14 protein-coding genes are annotated in these 17,218 nt (G+C 65.5%); 10 read left to right on the top strand and 4 right to left on the bottom strand.

Annotated features, from left to right (window positions below; all coding sequences use genetic code 11):
* Nucleotides 1–37: 37 nt before the first annotated feature.
* Together DCM79_RS30815 and DCM79_RS30810 are read left to right on the top strand one after the other, a co-directional pair.
* On the top strand, nt 38–520 hold the full coding sequence (locus DCM79_RS30815) for a (2Fe-2S)-binding protein (RefSeq protein ID WP_135163888.1): 483 nt from the start codon (nt 38–40) through the stop codon (nt 518–520).
* Entirely contained in the window at nt 520–4,035 is a 3,516-nt protein-coding gene (locus tag DCM79_RS30810; RefSeq protein WP_257177786.1) for a molybdopterin-dependent oxidoreductase, read from the top strand. The genes DCM79_RS30815 and DCM79_RS30810 overlap by 1 nt, the downstream gene beginning before the upstream one ends.
* A gap of 212 nt (nt 4,036–4,247) precedes the next feature.
* Here the strand turns inward: DCM79_RS30810 and DCM79_RS30805 are convergent, their stop codons facing one another.
* Nucleotides 4,248–5,213: a catechol 2,3-dioxygenase gene (locus tag DCM79_RS30805; protein ID WP_135168356.1), complete on the bottom strand. Its 966-nt coding sequence runs from the start codon at nt 5,211–5,213 to the stop codon at nt 4,248–4,250.
* A gap of 434 nt (nt 5,214–5,647) precedes the next feature.
* Here DCM79_RS30805 and DCM79_RS30800 point away from each other — a divergent pair, with 434 nt between their 5' ends.
* The gene (locus DCM79_RS30800; protein ID WP_257177785.1) at nt 5,648–7,387 is read left to right on the top strand and encodes an ATP-binding protein; all 1,740 of its coding nucleotides are present in this window, start codon (nt 5,648–5,650) and stop codon (nt 7,385–7,387) included.
* Nucleotides 7,388–7,623: 236 nt separating this feature from the next.
* Nucleotides 7,624–8,127, top strand: coding sequence for an MgtC/SapB family protein (locus tag DCM79_RS30795; protein WP_257177784.1), 504 nt, complete (start codon nt 7,624–7,626; stop codon nt 8,125–8,127).
* Here DCM79_RS30795 and DCM79_RS30790 read toward each other — a convergent pair.
* Nucleotides 8,124–10,688: a cation-translocating P-type ATPase gene (locus DCM79_RS30790; RefSeq protein ID WP_257177783.1), complete on the bottom strand. Its 2,565-nt coding sequence runs from the start codon at nt 10,686–10,688 to the stop codon at nt 8,124–8,126. The genes DCM79_RS30795 and DCM79_RS30790 overlap by 4 nt on opposite strands.
* Nucleotides 10,685–10,852, bottom strand: coding sequence for a hypothetical protein (locus DCM79_RS30785; protein WP_257177782.1), 168 nt, complete (start codon nt 10,850–10,852; stop codon nt 10,685–10,687). The genes DCM79_RS30790 and DCM79_RS30785 overlap by 4 nt, the downstream gene beginning before the upstream one ends.
* A gap of 381 nt (nt 10,853–11,233) precedes the next feature.
* On the opposite strand from DCM79_RS30785, the gene DCM79_RS30780 reads away from it, so the two are divergent.
* The 6 genes from DCM79_RS30780 to DCM79_RS30755 all read left to right on the top strand — a co-directional run bounded on the left by DCM79_RS30780 (nt 11,234) and on the right by DCM79_RS30755 (nt 15,995).
* Complete coding sequence (locus tag DCM79_RS30780; RefSeq protein ID WP_028135690.1) at nt 11,234–11,575, top strand: hypothetical protein; 342 nt, start codon at nt 11,234–11,236, stop codon at nt 11,573–11,575.
* A 212-nt stretch (nt 11,576–11,787) separates the two neighbouring features.
* Entirely contained in the window at nt 11,788–12,075 is a 288-nt protein-coding gene (locus DCM79_RS30775) for an acyl carrier protein (RefSeq protein WP_007592476.1), read from the top strand.
* A gap of 10 nt (nt 12,076–12,085) precedes the next feature.
* Nucleotides 12,086–12,556 carry a 3-hydroxyacyl-ACP dehydratase FabZ family protein gene (locus tag DCM79_RS30770; RefSeq protein WP_028135689.1) on the top strand — a complete coding sequence of 157 codons (471 nt, stop codon included), beginning with the start codon at nt 12,086–12,088 and terminating at the stop codon, nt 12,554–12,556.
* Nucleotides 12,553–13,758, top strand: a complete 1,206-nt coding sequence (locus tag DCM79_RS30765) for a beta-ketoacyl-ACP synthase (protein WP_257177781.1) — start codon at nt 12,553–12,555, stop codon at nt 13,756–13,758. Before DCM79_RS30770 ends, DCM79_RS30765 begins: the two co-directional genes overlap by 4 nt.
* 18 nt (nt 13,759–13,776) lie before the next feature.
* A complete protein-coding gene (locus tag DCM79_RS30760) occupies nt 13,777–15,054 on the top strand; it encodes a beta-ketoacyl-ACP synthase (RefSeq protein WP_257177780.1) in 1,278 nt (425 codons plus the stop codon).
* Between the two features lie 8 nt (nt 15,055–15,062).
* Nucleotides 15,063–15,995 (top strand): lipid A biosynthesis lauroyl acyltransferase, encoded by a 933-nt coding sequence (locus DCM79_RS30755; RefSeq protein ID WP_257177779.1) that lies wholly within the window; start codon nt 15,063–15,065, stop codon nt 15,993–15,995.
* A gap of 102 nt (nt 15,996–16,097) precedes the next feature.
* On the opposite strand, the gene DCM79_RS30750 is transcribed toward DCM79_RS30755, so the two are convergent.
* Complete coding sequence (locus tag DCM79_RS30750; protein ID WP_257177778.1) at nt 16,098–17,216, bottom strand: polyamine ABC transporter substrate-binding protein; 1,119 nt, start codon at nt 17,214–17,216, stop codon at nt 16,098–16,100.
* Nucleotides 17,217–17,218: the final 2 nt, after the last annotated feature.

The raw sequence follows: 17,218 nt of genomic DNA, 5'->3' as shown, positions 1-17,218 counted from the left end.
TCGCGATGTCGAATTTGATGCGGGCTTGGGACCTAGGATGACGCAGACACCGATCCGCCTCACCGTGAACGGCAGGATCCACGAGATCGATGCGGCGCCGGAGACGCCGCTGCTCTACGTGCTGCGCAACGATCTCGCGCTCAACGGCCCGAAATATGGTTGTGGTCTCGGCGAATGCGGCACCTGCACTGTCCTGATCGACGGAGCTGCAGCACGCGCCTGCGTGATTCCCGTCAGCGGCTGCGCTGGCCGCGACATCGTGACGCTCGAAGGGCTCGGCACGCGCGACAAGCCTGACGCCGTGCAGCAGGCCTTCATCGACGAGCAGGCCGCGCAATGCGGCTATTGCCTCAACGGCATGATCATGACCACCAAGGCGTTGCTCGCGATCAACCCGCGGCCGACCGAACAGGAGGCGTTGGCGGCGTTGCGCTACAATCTCTGCCGCTGCGGCACCCATGTCGAGATCCTGCGCGCCGTGATGCGGGCGTCGGGCCAGCTCACCGAGGCGGCTGACTGATGGCCTCCTCTGTTTCGAACGGAACCGACCGGTCACCGGGATCGCTTGTCGTCGTCCGCACCGTGGACGAGATGACGTCCGAGACCTTCGTCCGCATTACCGCCGACGGATCGGTCACGGCCTATAACGGCCATGTCGATCTCGGCACCGGCATTCGCACCGCACTCGGTCAAATCGTCGCCGAAGAGCTGGATGTGTCCTTCGCTCGCGTCGTGATCGTGCTCGGCGACACGGCCCTGGTGCCGAACCAGGGCGCGACCATCGCGAGCGAGACCATCCAGATCACCGCCGTGCCGCTGCGCAAGGCCGCAGCGCAGGCAAGAGGCTTCCTGATCGCGCGCGCAGCGGAGCGCCTGGAGCTGCCGGAGGCCGATCTCAGGATCGAGGACGGCCTGGTGCGCGGGCATGACAACCGCAGCGTCAGCTATGGCGAACTGATCGGCGGCGAACAGATCCGACTCGAGCTTGCCGAAGATGTCGCGGTCAAACCCGTCGGCGACTACGCGATCGTCGGTCAGTCCGTCCCGCGCGTCGACCTGCCGGCCAAGGCCACGGGCGAGTTGACCTTCGTCCACGACATCCGCCTGCCCGGCATGCTGCACGGCCGCGTGGTGCGACCGCCCTATGCCGGCGTAGATGCGGGACCCTTTGTCGGCACCAGCCTGATCGCGGTCGATGAAGCATCTGTCCGCGACATTCCCGGTCTCGTGGCCGTGGTGCGCATCGGCGATTTCGTCGGTGTCGTCGCCGAGCGCGAGGAGAATGCGATCCGGGCGGCGGAGCAGCTCAAGCTGAGCTGGAAGCCGACGCCCACCCTCACCGATCTTTCCGACCTCGAGACCGCACTTCGCGCCAATCCATCGACCCCGCGCACCCTGATCGACAAGGGCGATGTTGGCGCGGCGATATCCGGCGCGGCCAAGCCGATGCAGCGCACTTATGTCTGGCCGTATCAGATGCACGCCTCGATCGGCCCCTCCTGCGCAGTCGCGGACTATCAGGACGGCAATATCAGGGTGTGGTCCGGCACGCAGAACCCGCACCTGCTGCGCAGCGATCTTGCGCTCCTGATCGAGCGGCCCGAGAGCGAGATCGAGGTCATCCGCCTGGAGGCCGCGGGCTGCTACGGCCGCAACTGCGCCGACGACGTCACCGCCGACGCGCTGCTGCTGTCGCGCGCGGTCGGCCGTCCCGTGCGCGTGCAGCTGTCGCGCGAGCAGGAGCACACCTGGGAGCCCAAAGGCACCGCGCAGCTCATCGACGTCAATGGCGGGCTCGATGCCGACGGCGGCATCGCCGGTTACGATCTCGCCACGCGCTATCCCTCGAACGCCGCGCCGACGCTGGCGTTGCTGCTGACCGGTCGCATCTCACCGGAACCAGCCGTGCTCCAGATGGGCGACCGCACCGCGATCCCGCCCTATGACTACGAGCACATGCGCGTCGTCGCCCACGACACGCCGCCGATCGTGCGCGCGTCCTGGTTTCGCGGCGTCTCCGCGCTGCCGAACACCTTTGCGCACGAATCCTACATCGACGAGGCCGCCACCGAGGCCGGAATCGACCCGATCGAATATCGCCTGCGTTACCTGAAAGACCAGCGCGCCATCGATCTCGTCAATGCCGTGGCGGAGCGCGCTGGCTGGACGCCACGCCCTGTGAGGCAGGACAAGGACGGCGAAATCGTGCATGGGCGCGGCTTTGCCTATGCCCTCTATGTCCACAGCAAGTTTCCCGGCTACGGCGCGGCATGGTCGGCCTGGGTGACAGATGTTGCCGTGAACAAGACAACCGGCGACGTCAGCGTGACCCGCGTCGTCGCCGGGCAGGATTCCGGCCTGATGATCAACCCGGACGGCGTGCGCCACCAGATCCACGGCAACGTCATCCAGTCCACCAGCCGCGCGCTGATGGAAGAGGTCTCGTTCGAACGCGGCGCGGTGGCGGCGCGTGAATGGGGCGCCTATCCGATCATCCCCTTCCCCAACGTGCCCAAGATCGACGTCCTGATGCTGCCGCGGCAGGATCAGCCGCCGCTCGGCGTCGGCGAGTCGGCCTCGGTGCCGAGTGCGGCGGCCATTGCCAATGCGATCTTCGATGCCACTGGCGTGCGCTTTCGCGAGCCGCCGTTTACCCCGGAACGTATCTTGAAGGGGTTGCATGGTGAAACATCGGCTGTGCCCCTGCCCGCGCCCACGGCTCCGCCTCCCTCTCGCATCTGGGATAATCCGTTCGCCAAGCGCGCCGGCATCTTCGCAGCAATTGCGGCGGTGTGCACGGCTGCGATCGGCATTGGCGCCGCGCTGCTGCCGGGGCGCGCGATCGCGCCGATCGCACGGCCCGACGCGTCGGTTTATTCCGCAGCGACGATCGCCCGCGGCGAGCAGCTCGCGGCGCTCGGCAATTGCGCGGAGTGCCACACCACGCTTCGAGGCGCGCTCAATGCCGGCGGCCGCGCGCTCGAGACCCCGTTCGGCACGATCTACAGCACCAACATCACGCCCGATGTCGACACCGGCATCGGGGCATGGTCCTATCCCGCCTTCGCGCGCGCGATGCGCGACGGGTTGCATCGCGACGGGCGGCAGCTCTATCCGGCCTTCCCCTACACGCATTTCGCCAAGACCAGCGACGCGGACATGCAGGCGCTCTACGCCTATCTGATGGCGCAGCCTGCGGTGCGCGCGACGCCGCCGGCGAATCAGCTCGCCTTCCCGTTCAATCTCCGTCCGCTGCTCGCGGGGTGGAATGCGTTGTTCCATGAAGCAACGGAGTTCAAGCCCGATCCGACAAAATCGGAAATCTGGAATCGCGGTGCCTATCTGGTCGAAGGTCTCGGCCATTGCAGCGGCTGCCATTCGCCGCGCAACGCATTCGGCGCCGAGCAGCGCAATGCCTATCTCGCCGGCGGCTTCGCCGAAGGCTGGGAGGCGCCGGCGCTGACCGCGCTCTCGCACGCGCCGATCCCGTGGAGCGAGGACGAGCTGTTCGCCTATTTGCGCACCGGCCATTCACGCTATCACGGCGTCGCCGCCGGCCCGATGGCGCCTGTGGTCAGGGACCTCAAGGCCCTGCCCGACCAGGACATTCGCGCGATGGCGGTCTATCTAGGTTCCTTCAACGGCGCCGCCGCCGACGCACCTGCTCTTGCCGCGAAGCTGGAGAGCACAACGCAAGTCACCGTCGCCTCCTCCACCGGCGCGCGGCTCTATCAGGGCGCCTGCGCAGTGTGCCACGAGGTCGGAGGCCTGCCGCTGTTCGGCACTCGTCCCTCGCTCGCGCTGAACAGCAACCTGCACAGCGCGACGGCGGACAATCTGGTCCAGGTGATCCTGCACGGGATCACAGATCCGGTCTCCAGCGAACTCGGCTACATGCCGGCATTCAGGAACAGCATGAGCGACGCGCAGATCGAGGAGCTCGTCACGTTCCTGCGCAGGCAATTCGCACCGGACAAGCCGGCATGGCCGGGCGTGCGCGATACGATCGCACGGGTGCGCGTGTCGGCGCACTGAGATAAGGCGAAGGAAGGCGTGGCTTAACGCTCGCCTGTGGCCATCCTTCGAGACGCCCGCCTGCGGCGGTCCCTCAGGATGAGGACGGAGTACGTGGGACGAGTTCAATAAGGCAAGGCTGCCGCTTAGCCTCACCCTGAGGAGACCGCGAAGGCGGTCGTCTAGAAGGGCGAGACGCTTGCTCAGACCTCGCCCCGCTCACGCCTTCAACTCTAACCGTGCTTCATCTCCACCGGCGGGGTGCCGTGGGTGTGGAAGGACTCGATCGTCTTTAATCCCCAGGCCTGGCCTTTCTTGCGCTCCTCCTCGGTCCACACGATCGGCTTCCAATCGGGCGCGAGGATGAGACGCGCGCCGGCATTGGCGACCTCGACGCGGTTGCCGCCGGGCTCGTAGACGTAGAGGAAGAAGGTCTGCTGGATCGCGTGCTTGTGCGGACCGGTCTCGATGTGCACGCCGTTCTCGAGGAAAATGTCGGCCGCGCGAAGAATCTCCTCGCGGCTGTCGAGCGCGTAGGTGACGTGATGGAAACGGCCCGGCACGCCGGAATGGTCGAGCGAATAGGCGAAATCGTAGCTCTTGTTCGACATCGTCAGCCACATCGCCGCTTCCCGGCCGTCGTTGAGCACGATCTGCTCCGTGAGGCGGCAGCCGAGGTAATTCTCGAAGAATTCGCGATTGGCCTTGATGTCGACGGCGAGGCAGTTGAGGTGGTCGAGCCGGCGCACGTTGACGCCGCGCGCGGGAAAGCGCTGCGCCTGGTTCTTCAGCGCGGGCTTCAGCTCCGGCGGTGCCTGGTACCACTCGGTCTCGTAATAGAGCTCGACGATGTGGCCGTCGGGATCGCGGCAACGGAAGGTCGGGCCCTGCCCCATGTCGCCATCGATCCAGCCGATGTCGAAGCCGGATCCCTTCAGCGCGGCGACGCGGCGCTCCAGCGCCTGCTGGCTGCGCGCGCGCAGCGCCATGTGCTCCATGCCCGAGGTTTTCGACGCCGTCAGCTTCAGCGAGTAGCGTTCGTAATCGTCCCAGCCGCGCAAATAAACCGACTCGCCCTTTTGGCCGCTGACGGTCATGCCCATGACGTCGACGAAGAATTTCAGGCTCTCATCGGGCTTGGGCGTCAGCAGCTCCATATGGCCGAGATGAGCAAGATCGAGGATCGGTTCGGGCTGCATGTCTTCCTCCAGCAAGGCTGGCGATCCGCCGGATCGCGCGTTCGGGTGCAGGATCGCAACAGGCTGACCCACCCGAAGGCGGCACCGAGGCCGCCGGTTCATTTGTACTAATGTACAAATGATTAGGTCCCGTCAACAAATCAAACGCCAGTCTGGACTCGGATGACGTTCGCTGCGGGAGGGCCATCATTCCCGAAAACGGGAAGCGGAGTGACCGGATGGTAAAATATTCCTTAACCCCTCTTTTGCGCCAGGCCCTTGAACTGCAGCATTTTCCCGACGTTTCCGCCCATAAGTCCGCGTTCGGAAACAAACCCCACGGCCGAATTGTCACAGATTTAACGAAGCGGCCGCGCTTGGCGCTTAACCGTTTGTCCAGCGACGGCCGGGCATAGTCCGGGACAAATCTCTCGCTCTTGCCAGGTTCATTGATCGTGACATCCTTTGGACGCGTGATTTCGGTTCGCGGCTCGCTCGCCCGGGTCGGGCTGCTGGCGGAAAGCCAGATGCCGATCTCGGAAGTTCGGGCAACCGTCGGCCGCTTCGTCAGCATTCGCAGTGCCAGCTCGGTCATCGTCGCGATGATCACCGAGGTGTCCTGCGAGAATTTGTCGAGCAGCGACAATTATATCGCGGTCGCCTCGGTCGACCTGCTCGGCGAAATCCTCAACGCCAGCGACAAGCCGAAATTCCAGCGCGGCGTCACCAATTATCCGACCATCGGCGATGCCGTCGACCTGATCACCAGCCAGGAGCTGCGCACGATCTACGCGCCGACCGGCTCGGACCAGATCAATGTCGGCTTCCTTCAGCAGGACCGCTCGGTCGTCGCCTATGTCGACGTCGAGGAAATGCTGTCTAAGCATTTTGCGGTGCTGGGATCGACCGGCGTCGGCAAATCCACCGGCGTGTCGCTGCTGCTCAACGAGATCCTGAAGGCGCGCCCGAACCTGCGTATCTTCCTGCTCGACGTGCACAACGAATATGGCCGCTGCTTCGGCGACCGCGCGCTGGTGCTCAACCCGCGAAACCTGAAGCTGCCGTTCTGGCTGTTCAACTTCGAGGAAATCGTCGACGTGCTGTTCGGTGGCCGCGCAGGCGTGCCCGAGGAGCTCGACATCCTCGCCGAGGTGATCCCGCTCGCCAAGGGCGTCTACACCCAGTACCAGAACGCCGACCGAATCGGCCTCAAGCGCATCGATCCCAAGCAGATCGGCTACACCGTCGACACGCCGGTGCCCTATCGCCTGGTCGACCTGATGTCGCTGATCGACGAGCGCATGGGCAAGCTCGAGAACCGCTCCTCGCGCATCATCTATCACAAGCTGATCTCGCGCATCGAGGCGGTGCGCAACGACCCGCGCTACGCCTTCATGTTCGACAACGCCAATGTCGGCGGCGACACCATGGCCGAGGTCATCAGCCATCTGTTCCGCCTGCCCGCCAACGGCAAGCCGATGACGGTGATGCAGCTCGCCGGCTTCCCGGCCGAAGTCATCGATTCCGTCGTCTCGGTGCTCTGCCGCATGGCCTTCGATTTCGGCCTGTGGAGCGACGGCGTCTCGCCGCTGCTGTTCGTGTGCGAGGAAGCGCATCGTTACGCCTCCGCCGACCGCAACATCGGTTTCGGGCCGACCCGCAAGGCGGTGTCGCGCATCGCCAAGGAAGGCCGCAAATACGGCGTTTATCTCGGCCTCATCACCCAGCGCCCGGCCGAGCTCGACGCCACCATCATCTCCCAGTGCAACACGCTGTTCACGATGCGTCTTGCCAACGACCGCGACCAGGCGCTGCTGCGCGCCGCGGTATCGGACGCCGCCGCCAACCTGCTGTCCTTCGTGCCCTCGCTCGGCACGCGTGAAGTGCTGGCCTTCGGCGAGGGCGTCGCGCTGCCGACGCGCTTGCGCTTCAAGGAGGTGCCGCCGCACCAATTGCCGCGCGGCGAAGCCACCATCTCGAGCGTGCCGTCGGTCACCTCCGGTCACGACATGCATTTCGTCAGCGCCGTGCTCGAGCGCTGGCGCGGCGCCACATCGCAGCGCGACGTGCCGAACGATCCGGTGTTCTCGGCCCCGCCCGCCAAGACCCTATCCAACGTCGAGGCCCCGATGCTGCAACCCTCGATGGGGCTCGATCCGGACCGCTTCTCGCTGCTGAAGAAGCCGCTGCGGTAAGGGGCGGACAGCCGCCTCCGCAAATTCCGGTGTCATGCCCCGGCTTGACCGGGGCATCCAGTGCGCCGCAGCTTCTCTGCTCAAGCACTAACGCATCTGGAATACCGGATCGCCCGATTGAATCGGGCCGATGACATCAGTGCGTTGCACCGTCGCCCGTCGCACCTCGTTGAGCCTCTCGCCCGCATAGACTATGTTTTGCCGGCGCAAAGCCGGCGGGAGATAACGGATAAGACATGACCGAGCTGGACTGGCCCGAAATCCTGCTGCGTCTCGGAAGCGCGACGCTCGCCGGCAGCGCGATCGGCCTGAACCGCGACCTGCACGGCAAGCCGATCGGGCTGAAGACGCTCGGAATCGTCGGGCTCTCCACCGCAACCGTCGTGCTGCTTACGGTCCAATTTGCCGAGCCCGGCAAGATCACCGATGCGGCGAGCCGTGTGATCCAGGGCATCTTGACCGGCATCGGCTTCCTCGGGGCCGGCGTCATCGTCCATGAAAGCGAACGTTTTCGCGTGCGCGGCCTGACCAGCGCCGCCTGCACCTTCCTGGCCGCCTGTCTCGGCATTGCCTGCGGCGCCGGGCAATGGAAGATCGTGCTGGCCGCGCTGGCCTTCGCCTTCGTTCTGCTGACGATCGGCCGCCGCCTGGAGCGCTGGCTGCATCGGATGCTCGGTGGCAGGGACGATCCTCATCGGGTGGAGGCTTCGACAAAGACGGCCCGCCGGGACGAAGGCTAGAATCGCAGCCGCCGTGCCCAGATCGGTTTCAACAATTCGAGCACCGTGAGCACCAGCAGGCCTGCACCGAGCGTGACCATCAGATCGTTCAGATGCAGGGGACCGAAACGAAACAGGCCGGACGCCGGCGGCCAGACCAAAGCAGTGGTCAGAATCGACGCGATCGACACGAAGATCCAGAGCAATGCCGGGTTCGGACGGAAGAAGGCGGACAGGAACGACGCGCTGAAGGACCGGTTGACCAGCACCAGCGCGACGATGCAGACGACCAGCGCGATGAAGGCGAGCGTGCGCGCCTCGTCGGCAGATATGCCGGAACGAAGCGCGACGATAAAGATCGCGGCGATCAGCGCAAATGCCAGACCCCCCTGAAGAACGCTCCAGCCGACCAATGCCCACGAGAACAGCACCGCATCGGCGCGCCTCGGCGGGCGCGCCATGACATCGCGCTCGTCCCGCTCGGCTTCGAACACCAGCGAGCAGACGGGATCGATGATCAGCTCCAGAAACGCGATGTGAACGGGGCCGAGAATCACCGGCAACCCGAACACCAGGGGAAGCAAAGCAAGCCCCGCGATCGGAACGTGGACAGCGAAAATGAAGGCCATCGCCTTGCGGAGATTGTCGTAAATCCGGCGCCCGAGGCGGACGGATGCGACGATCGAGCCGAAGTCGTCGTCGAGCAGGACGATCGAGGACGCCTCGCGGGCAACATCGGTGCCGCGGCCGCCCATCGCGACCCCGATATGGGCGGCCTTCAGGGACGGCGCGTCGTTGACGCCGTCGCCGGTCATCGCGACGATCTCGCCGTTGCGCTTCATCGCCTGAACGATCCGCAGCTTCTGCTCCGGCAGGACCCGGGCGAACACGTTCACGTTCCTGACGAGTGCCTCCAGCTCGCTCTCGTTCGCGAGCTTGATCTGCTCGCCGGTTACGACCTCCTTGACGTCCAGCCCGGCCTGCCCGGCGATCGCCATGGCGGTCGCAGGATAGTCGCCCGTGATCATGACGACGCGAATGCCGGCCGAACGACATTCCGCCACTGCCTCGGGGACGCCAGGACGCAGCGGATCGGCCAGCCCGACGAGACCGAGGAAGCGGAACGAAAAGCCTTGCTGCGAGGTCGGCAGACTCTCACCGCTATGGCTCGCAGCGGCCACGCCCAGCACGCGGAGGCCGTTCTTCGCCATCGCCGCGACCGAATCGCGCATCGCCTCCTGCTGCGCACCGTCCAGCTTGCAGAGGCGGGCAATCGCCTCGGGGGCACCTTTCGCCGAAGCGAAGACGTCCTGATGATGCGGCAACCGCCAAACCTGGGTCATCGCCAGCAGCTCGGGCCGCAGGCCGTAGGTACGTATCAAGGTCCGAGCGCCGCCGGCTTCCTCATCCTTCGGCAGCTGCGCCTGCACGAACGTGTGCAGGGCCTTCTCCATCGGGTCGAACGGTTCCGGCGAGCTCGCCAGCACGCTGCAACGCGCCAGCTCGAAGAACTCTGCTCCCACGGGAGCGGGCTGCGATGAGGCAAGGCGCATGCTCGTCCCGTCGCGCAGCCTCAGCTCCGCAACCGACATCCGGTTCTGCGTCAGCGTGCCGGTCTTGTCGGTGCACAGCACCGTGGCAGAGCCAAGCACCTCGATCGCGGCGGAGCGCCGCGTCAGCACGCGCGCCTTCGAGATGCGCCAGGCGCCCATCGCCATGAACACCGTGAGGACGACGGCAAACTCCTCGGGAAGCATGGACATGCCGATGGCGATGCCCCCGAGCAGCGCCTGCAGCCAATCCCCGCGCAACGTTCCGTAAAGCAGGACAGCGGCCAGGCTGATCGCCGCGCCGCCGAGAAAGCAAAGCCGCACTAGCCGTGCCGTCTGTTGTTGCAACCGCGGCGGCTCTGCCTGCAAGCCATGCAGCGACAGTCCGATCTTCCCGATCTCGCTGCGAGGGCCGGTGGCCCCGACCTCGGCCAGGCCCTCGCCTCGCACCACCAACGACCCCGAATACACGAAAGGCTGATCGTCGCCGCCCGGGCGATGCTCGGCCGAAGCGGTTTCGCGCGCCGGCGTCTTGACGGCCTGCTTGCGAACAGGGACCGACTCGCCGGTCAGCAGCGACTCGTCGACCGCCAGATCATGCGCGCTGACGAGCATCGCGTCCGCCGGCACCCGGTCGCCTTCGGCCAGGACCAGAAGATCGCCGCGGACGACGTCGCGTCCCGCGATCCGCCGCCGCTCCCCATCCCTGACCACGAGGGCGCGTGGACTGGTCAGCTCCCGCAGGGCTTCCAGCACGCGCTCGGTGCGGGTTTCCTGCACGATCGTGATCACGACGGAGATGGCGCCGAACGCCAGCAGAAGCAGCGCCTCGCGGAGGTCACCGAGCAGGAGGTAGACCAGCCCGCCCCCCAGAAGCAGCGCGAGCATCGGTTCGCGCAGCACCTCCAGCACGATGCGCAGCGGCGTGCGTCGCTCGGCCCGAGGCAGTTCGTTGAAACCGTCCTGTTGCAGCCGCAGCCGAGCCTCGGTTTCGCTCAGTCCGCCGGAAACGCCGCGTTCTGCCTTGCTCACGTCTTCCGCCGCAGGCCCCAGAGACTTCCAGCCCCCACAATGGCCGTCACAAGCAGGACGGCGACGAAGGTCTGAATGATGGTGAAGTTCAGGGCATCACGCGCGACGAACAACGCGGTGATGGCGCCGGCAATGACGAAGAGGATGCGGAAGATGACGCTCATGGTTCGTGTCTCCAGTTAGCATGACCTGGAGCCCACCTCACCCCCGACGTCAGGGCAGAACGCTGCTTCGGCAATCATGCAGGCGGACAGTACCGGGCTGCCACCATACGCGTTTGCGGAATGTCAAACCGTTGCCCGGGACGCGATGGCGCCGATCCCGAGAACTCCGCGGCGCGACGTCTATAGCGGTCGCGACGTCCGTTGTTGCAACGCACCCCTTGCGTCCTGCCGCCGCCATGACGGCCGGTTTCACGATCGCTCCGCACGGTCCATGCGCAAATAGAGCGGGCCTACGATTGCACGCGGACATTGCGAAGATTTTCTGCAACACGTTCATCACGTGTGCTATCAAAAAGCGTGCTTCGGAGTGATCCCCGCCCTATGACGACCCAGCGGCCCATAAGCTCTGACGACGAGCACCGGGTGCTCCAGTTCAGGCCGCGCACCTCGCCTCCCCCTGCGGTCCACCGCGGTAGCGGTACCGTGAAGCCGTTGCGCGGCGCGCCCGAACCGCTCGACCTGTCGCGCTACGAGCAGCCTCGTGCCGAGCCGGGCGATTTCCGTCATCGTATGCTCGCCAACATCGCGGCGCTGGCCTTCACCATCGCGTTGACCGCCATTGGAATCTGGCTCGCGGTCAGCATCGCCGACCTGCGCCGGACCCAGGATTGCGTGCTGATGGGCCGTCGCGACTGCGTCAAGATCACGACGCCGCATATCTAGGCCCGATCCGCCGGCGGGAGCGGGCCCGGCGGGCGTCCCCAGCCTCGTCTCCTCGCCTGCCCGGCTCCATTGAACTCAGGGCGGCGCTCCGATATACGGGCTTTCGACCCGGCCAGAGCGGGGGTTGAGGGCGTCATCAGGGGCGCGATGCCCACCCACCGTGCCACTCTGGACAATCTGACAAATACCCGCAATATATCAAAGGCTTAGTGATGTCCTCCACATTCGATCAGGTCGCCACGATCATCGCTGAAACCTGCGACATCCCACGCGACACGATCACGCCGGATAGCCATGCCATCGATGACCTCGGCATCGACAGCCTCGATTTCCTGGACATCGCGTTCGCGATCGACAAGCAGTTCGGTATCAAGCTGCCGCTGGAAAAGTGGACCCAGGAGGTCAACGACGGCAAGGCGACCACCGAGCAGTATTTCGTGCTGAAGAACCTGTGCGCCCGCATCGACGAACTGGTTGCGGCCAAGGGCGCGAGCGCGTAAGCGCGCGGCCATGCAACTCGAATACTTCCACATGATCGATCGCATCGTCGACCTCAAGGTCGACGAGAAGACGATCGTCGTCGAAGCCCAGGTCCCCAAGGAGAGCACCATCTTCGAGGGGCACTTTCCGGGTTACCCCTTGATGCCCGGCGTGCTCCTGATCGAATCGATGGCGCAGGCCTCCGGCTGGCTCCAGCTCGGCGTGTTCAAGTTCGAGCGCATGCCGATTCTTGCCGCCGTGAAGGAGGCCAAGGTGCGCGGCTCGGTCTTCCCCGGGGATCTCATGAGCATCGAGGCGAGCCTCACCTATGAAGGCTCCGGCTATGCCATGACCGAAGCCAAGATCAGGGTCGGCGGCAAGCTGCGCGCGAATTCGGCGCTGACCTTCACGCTGATCCCCTTCCCCAATGCGGATATGCGCGGATACATGGCGAAAGTCGCCGAGCGTGTCGGCTTTCCGCAACAGGCCGTATCGCCATGATTGACACTGCTTCGAAGCCCAGCCAGACCGAGGTCTGGATCACCGGCATTGGCCTTGCCACCTCGCTCGGCGAAGGCCTGGACGCCAATTGGGCCGCGCTTTCCGAGAAGCGCATCAACGTCGACGAGAAGGGCTTTGCGCCCTACATCGTGCATCCCCTGATGCCTGTCAGCTTCGACAGCCAGATCCCGAAGAAGGGCGACCAGCGCCAGATGGAAGCCTGGCAGCGCATTGGCACCTATGCCGCCGGCCTTGCGCTCGATTCCGCCGGGATCAAGGGCAACAAGGACATCCTGTCGAAGATCGACATGGTGGTGGCCGCCGGCGGCGGCGAGCGCGACCTCAACGTCGACACCGGCGTGCTGACGGCCGAGGCCAAGGGGGCGAACGCGCCCGGCTTCCTCAACGAACGGCTGATGAGCGATCTGCGGCCGACCTTGTTCCTGGCGCAGCTCTCCAATCTGCTCGCCGGCAACATCGCCATCGTGCACGGTCTTGGCGGCACCTCGCGCACCTTCATGGGCGAAGAGGTTGCGGGGGCCGATGCCGCCCGCATTGCGCTGGCGCGCATCGCCTCGGGCGAGAGCGACATTGCCCTGGTCGGCGGCTCGCATAACGGCGAGCGCAAGGACCTGATGGTCCTCTACGAATTCGGCGACTTCAATTTGAAAGACAAGTTTGCACCGGTGTGGGCGCGCAAGGACCACGCCGGCTTCGCGCTCGGCTCGGCCGGCGCGTTCCTGGTGCTGGAATCGAAAGCCCACGCGCAAGCGCGCGGCGCAAAGCCGTTCGCAAGACTGTCGAGCGTCGTCGCCGACCTCGCCCGGCGCAAGCAGCCCGGCGACATGGCCGCGACGCTGGAGCAGCTTTGGGCCAAGCTGCCCAAGCGCGAGGGCAAGGGCGCGATCATCACGGGCGCGACCGGTGCGGAGCCGGCGACGAGCGAAGAGCGCGGCTTCCTGAAGGCTCACGCCGAATTCCCGGTGCGTTCGACCGGCACGATGTTCGGCCACACCATGGAGACGCAATTCCCGCTCGGCATCGCACTCGCCGCGCTGTCGATCTCGCGTGGTGCGCTGTTCCCGCCGAACGATTCCACCGGCACCGAGATTGAAATGCAGGGAGCGCCCACCCAGATTGTGGTGGTGGGAGCCGGACACTGGCGCGGCGAAGGCATGGCGCTGGTCGAGGCAGTAGACTAGCTCACCCGGGGGATCGACATGACTGCACCACGCGACAAACTCGGGCGCCCCGTCGTCGTCGTCACCGGCATGGGGATCATGACCTCGCTCGGTGCCGGCAAGGCCGACAATTGGGCGAAGCTCGTCGCCGGCGAATCCGGCATCCGCACCATCACCCGCTTTCCGGTCGACGGTCTGAAGACCACGATGGCCGGCACTGTCGATTTCGTCAGCGTCGAGCCGTTCTCGTCCACCGGCCTGTCCGAACGCATGGCTGAGCTCGTCACGCAGGAGGCCCTCGATCAGGCCGGCATTGGCGCCAAGGCCGATTTCCCGGGTCCCCTCTTCCTCGCGGTCGCGCCGGTCGAGGTGGAATGGCCGCAGCGCCGCGAGCTCGGTCGCGCCGTCGGCAAGCCCGACTTCAACTATGACGATCTGCTGCGCATCTCCGGCGGCGGCAAGTACGCCGCTTATCATCACCGTTTCATGTTCGGCTCGGTCGCAGCGCACCTCGCCGAGACCTTCGGCACCAAGGGCTCGCCGATCTCGCTGTCGACGGCCTGTGCCTCCGGCGCGACCTCGATCCAGCTCGGCGTCGAGGCGATCCGCCGCGGCGAGACCGACGCTGCGCTGTGCGTCGCGACCGACGGCACGGTCAATCCGGAGGCGATGGTCCGGTTCTCGCTGCTCTCGGCCCTGTCGACCCAGAACGATCCGCCGCAGGCAGCCTCCCGCCCCTTCTCCAAGAACCGCGACGGCTTCGTGATGGCAGAAGGCGCCGGCGCGCTGGTGCTCGAAAGCTACGAAGCCGCCACCGCGCGTGGCGCAAAGATCCTCGGCGTGATCGCCGGCTGCGGGGAGCTTACCGATTCCTTCCATCGCACCCGCTCCTCGCCCGACGGCAAGCCGATCATCGGCTGCATGAACAAGACGCTGGCCGACGCCGGCATGACGCCGGACCAGATCGACCACATCAACGCGCACGGCACCGCAACGCCCGAGAACGACAAGATGGAGTACAACACGACATCGGCCGTGTTCGGCGAGCTCCTGCAGAAGATTCCGGTCACCTCCAACAAGTCGATGGTTGGCCACACCATCTCGGCCGCCGGTGCGGTCGAGGCGATCTTCTCGCTGCTCACGCTCGAGCATCAGCGCATTCCGCCGACGATCAACTACGACACACCGGATCCCACCATCCTGTTCGACGTCGTCGGTAACAGGGCGCGCGATGCCCGCGTCACCGCCGTGATGTCGAACTCGTTCGGCTTCGGCGGCCAGAACGCCTCGCTGATCCTGACCCGCGAACCGGCCTGACCGGACGCATGGCGCGACTGACTGCGAGCACGAAGGCCCGCGCGCGAGAGGCTGCCAAATCGATCGGCGGCAGCCTGATCGGCGCCGCCACGGTCGGCATGCTGCGCACCACGCGCTATTTCGACCCGGTCAAGACTTCAGACTTCTTCGCACGCGTCGTGAAGACGATCGGCCCGCGCCTGCGCGAGCACCGCATCGGCCGTGCCAATCTCGCTGCGGCCTTTCCCGAGAAGTCGCCGGAGGAGATCGAGCGGATCCTGATGGGCGTGTGGGACAATCTCGGCCGCGTCGGCGCCGAGTTCGCCCATATGGACCGTGTTTGGGATTACGACCGTGCCCATCCGGAGAAGAGCCGGATCGAACTGACCCAGAGCAGCATCGAACGGTTCGACCGCATCCGCGACGACGGCAAGCCGGCCCTGATCTTCGCCGCACACCTGGCCAATTGGGAATTGCCGGCGCTCGCGGCAGTCGCGCACGGGCTGGACGCTGCGATCCTCTACCGCCGCCCCAACATCGCCTCCGCCGACCGCATCATCCAGGAGATGCGCCAGGTCAACATGGGCACGCTGATCCCCGCCGGCCGCGACGCGCCGCTGCGGCTCGCGCAGGCGCTGAAGGACGGCAAGCACGTCGCCATGCTGATCGACCAATACCTAACCGGCGGCGTCGAGGTCACCTTCTTCGGCCGCAAGACCCGCGCCAATCCGATGCTGGCGCGCCTCTTGCGCCAGGTCGAATGCCCGATCCACGGCGTGCGCATCATCCGCCTGCCCGGTGGCCGCTTCCGCGGCGAGATCAGCGAAGAGATCCCGCCGGTGCGCGACGCCGAGGGCAAGATCGACATCCAGGGCACGACCCAGGCGATCACGAGCGTGGTGGAAAGCTGGGTGCGCGAACATCCCGAGCAATGGCTGTGGCTGCATCGCAGGTGGCGGTAGCTCGTCGTCATTGCGAGGAGCGAAGCGACGAAGCAATCCAAAGTGCCGCCACGGAGAGATTCTGGATTGCTTCGCTTCGCTCGCAATGACGAAGTGGGCGCCCTACCGCCCCGTCTTCACCCTGGTCCAGAGCCGGTTGATGATCCGCTGCGTCGCCGGCTCCCGCGCCGTGATGACGAACAGCTTTGAAAGCGTTGCCTCGTCCGGATAGATGTTCTTGTCGTTCAGGATCTTCGGATCGACCAGCTTCTGGCTGGCGAGGTTGCCGCTGGCGTAGGACAGGAAGTCCGAGTTCTTGGCGGCGACGTCTGGGCGGTACAGATAGTTGATCAGCTCGTGGGCTTCGTTGACGTTCTTGGCGTCGGCGGGGATGGCCAGATTGTCGAAGAACATCTGCGCGCCCTCCTTCGGAATGGCGTAGCCGATCTCGATGCCGCTGCTGCCGTCTTTCTTGGCTTCGGCGGCGCGGGCGCGGGCCTGCATGATGTCGCCGGACCAGCCGACCACGAAACAGATCTCGCCGGTGGCGAGCGCGCTCAAATATTCGGATGAGTGGAACTTGCGGACGGACGGACGGACCTTGGCGACGGCATCGGCGGCTTTCTCCAGGTCGGCCTGCTTGGTCGAGTTGGGATCGAGCCCGAGCCAGCTCAGCGCCGCCGGAAAGATGTCGTCGGCGGAATCGAGCATGTGCACGCCGCAATCTTTGAACCTTGCCAGGTTCTCCGGCTTGAAGACGATGTCCCAGCTGTCGATCTTGGCATCGGCCCCGAGGATCTGCTTCACCTTGGCAACGTTGTAGCCGATGCCGGTCGTGCCCCACATGTAGTTTGCGGCATAGACGTTGCCGGGATCGTAGGTCGCCAGATGCTTGGTCACCATCGGCCAGGCATTCGCAAGGTTCGGCAGCTTCGCCTTGTCGAGCTTCTGGAAGATGTTGGCCTTGATCTGGCGCTGCAGGAAATAGGCCGTGGGCACCACGACGTCGTAGCCGGACTTGCCGGCCATCAGGCGCGTCTCCAGCGTCTCGTTGGCATCGAAGGTGTCGTAGACGACCTTGATCCCGGTCTCCTTGGTGAAGGCCTCCAGGACATCAGGCGCCATGTAATTGGACCAGTTGTAGAAATTGACGACCCGCTCGGCGGCACAAGCCGGGGCGGCAAGCAACGTCAGCGCTGCGGCGATCGCAAGACCAGCTCCCGAGCGGCTGCCCCTCGTCATCG

It is taken from the genome of Bradyrhizobium sp. WBOS07 (assembly GCF_024585165.1).
Lineage (GTDB): Bacteria > Pseudomonadota > Alphaproteobacteria > Rhizobiales > Xanthobacteraceae > Bradyrhizobium > Bradyrhizobium japonicum_B.
Note: the sequence above shows the minus strand (reverse complement) of the source record. Positions and strands in the feature narration are given on the sequence as shown.

Bases quoted from the DNA above. Each gene is read 5' to 3' on its own strand.
- DCM79_RS30815 (WP_135163888.1), top strand. From the start codon at position 38: ATGACGCAGACACCGATCCGCCTCACCGTGAACGGCAGGATCCACGAG.
- DCM79_RS30760 (WP_257177780.1), top strand. From the start codon at position 13,777: ATGACTGCACCACGCGACAAACTCGGGCGCCCCGTCGTCGTCGTCACC.
- DCM79_RS30755 (WP_257177779.1), top strand. From the start codon at position 15,063: ATGGCGCGACTGACTGCGAGCACGAAGGCCCGCGCGCGAGAGGCTGCC.
- DCM79_RS30795 (WP_257177784.1), top strand. From the start codon at position 7,624: ATGACCGAGCTGGACTGGCCCGAAATCCTGCTGCGTCTCGGAAGCGCG.
- DCM79_RS30780 (WP_028135690.1), top strand. From the start codon at position 11,234: ATGACGACCCAGCGGCCCATAAGCTCTGACGACGAGCACCGGGTGCTC.
- DCM79_RS30785 (WP_257177782.1), bottom strand. From the start codon at position 10,852: ATGAGCGTCATCTTCCGCATCCTCTTCGTCATTGCCGGCGCCATCACC.
- DCM79_RS30770 (WP_028135689.1), top strand. From the start codon at position 12,086: ATGCAACTCGAATACTTCCACATGATCGATCGCATCGTCGACCTCAAG.
- DCM79_RS30775 (WP_007592476.1), top strand. From the start codon at position 11,788: ATGTCCTCCACATTCGATCAGGTCGCCACGATCATCGCTGAAACCTGC.
- DCM79_RS30750 (WP_257177778.1), bottom strand. From the start codon at position 17,216: ATGACGAGGGGCAGCCGCTCGGGAGCTGGTCTTGCGATCGCCGCAGCG.
- DCM79_RS30810 (WP_257177786.1), top strand. From the start codon at position 520: ATGGCCTCCTCTGTTTCGAACGGAACCGACCGGTCACCGGGATCGCTT.
- DCM79_RS30765 (WP_257177781.1), top strand. From the start codon at position 12,553: ATGATTGACACTGCTTCGAAGCCCAGCCAGACCGAGGTCTGGATCACC.
- DCM79_RS30805 (WP_135168356.1), bottom strand. From the start codon at position 5,213: ATGCAGCCCGAACCGATCCTCGATCTTGCTCATCTCGGCCATATGGAG.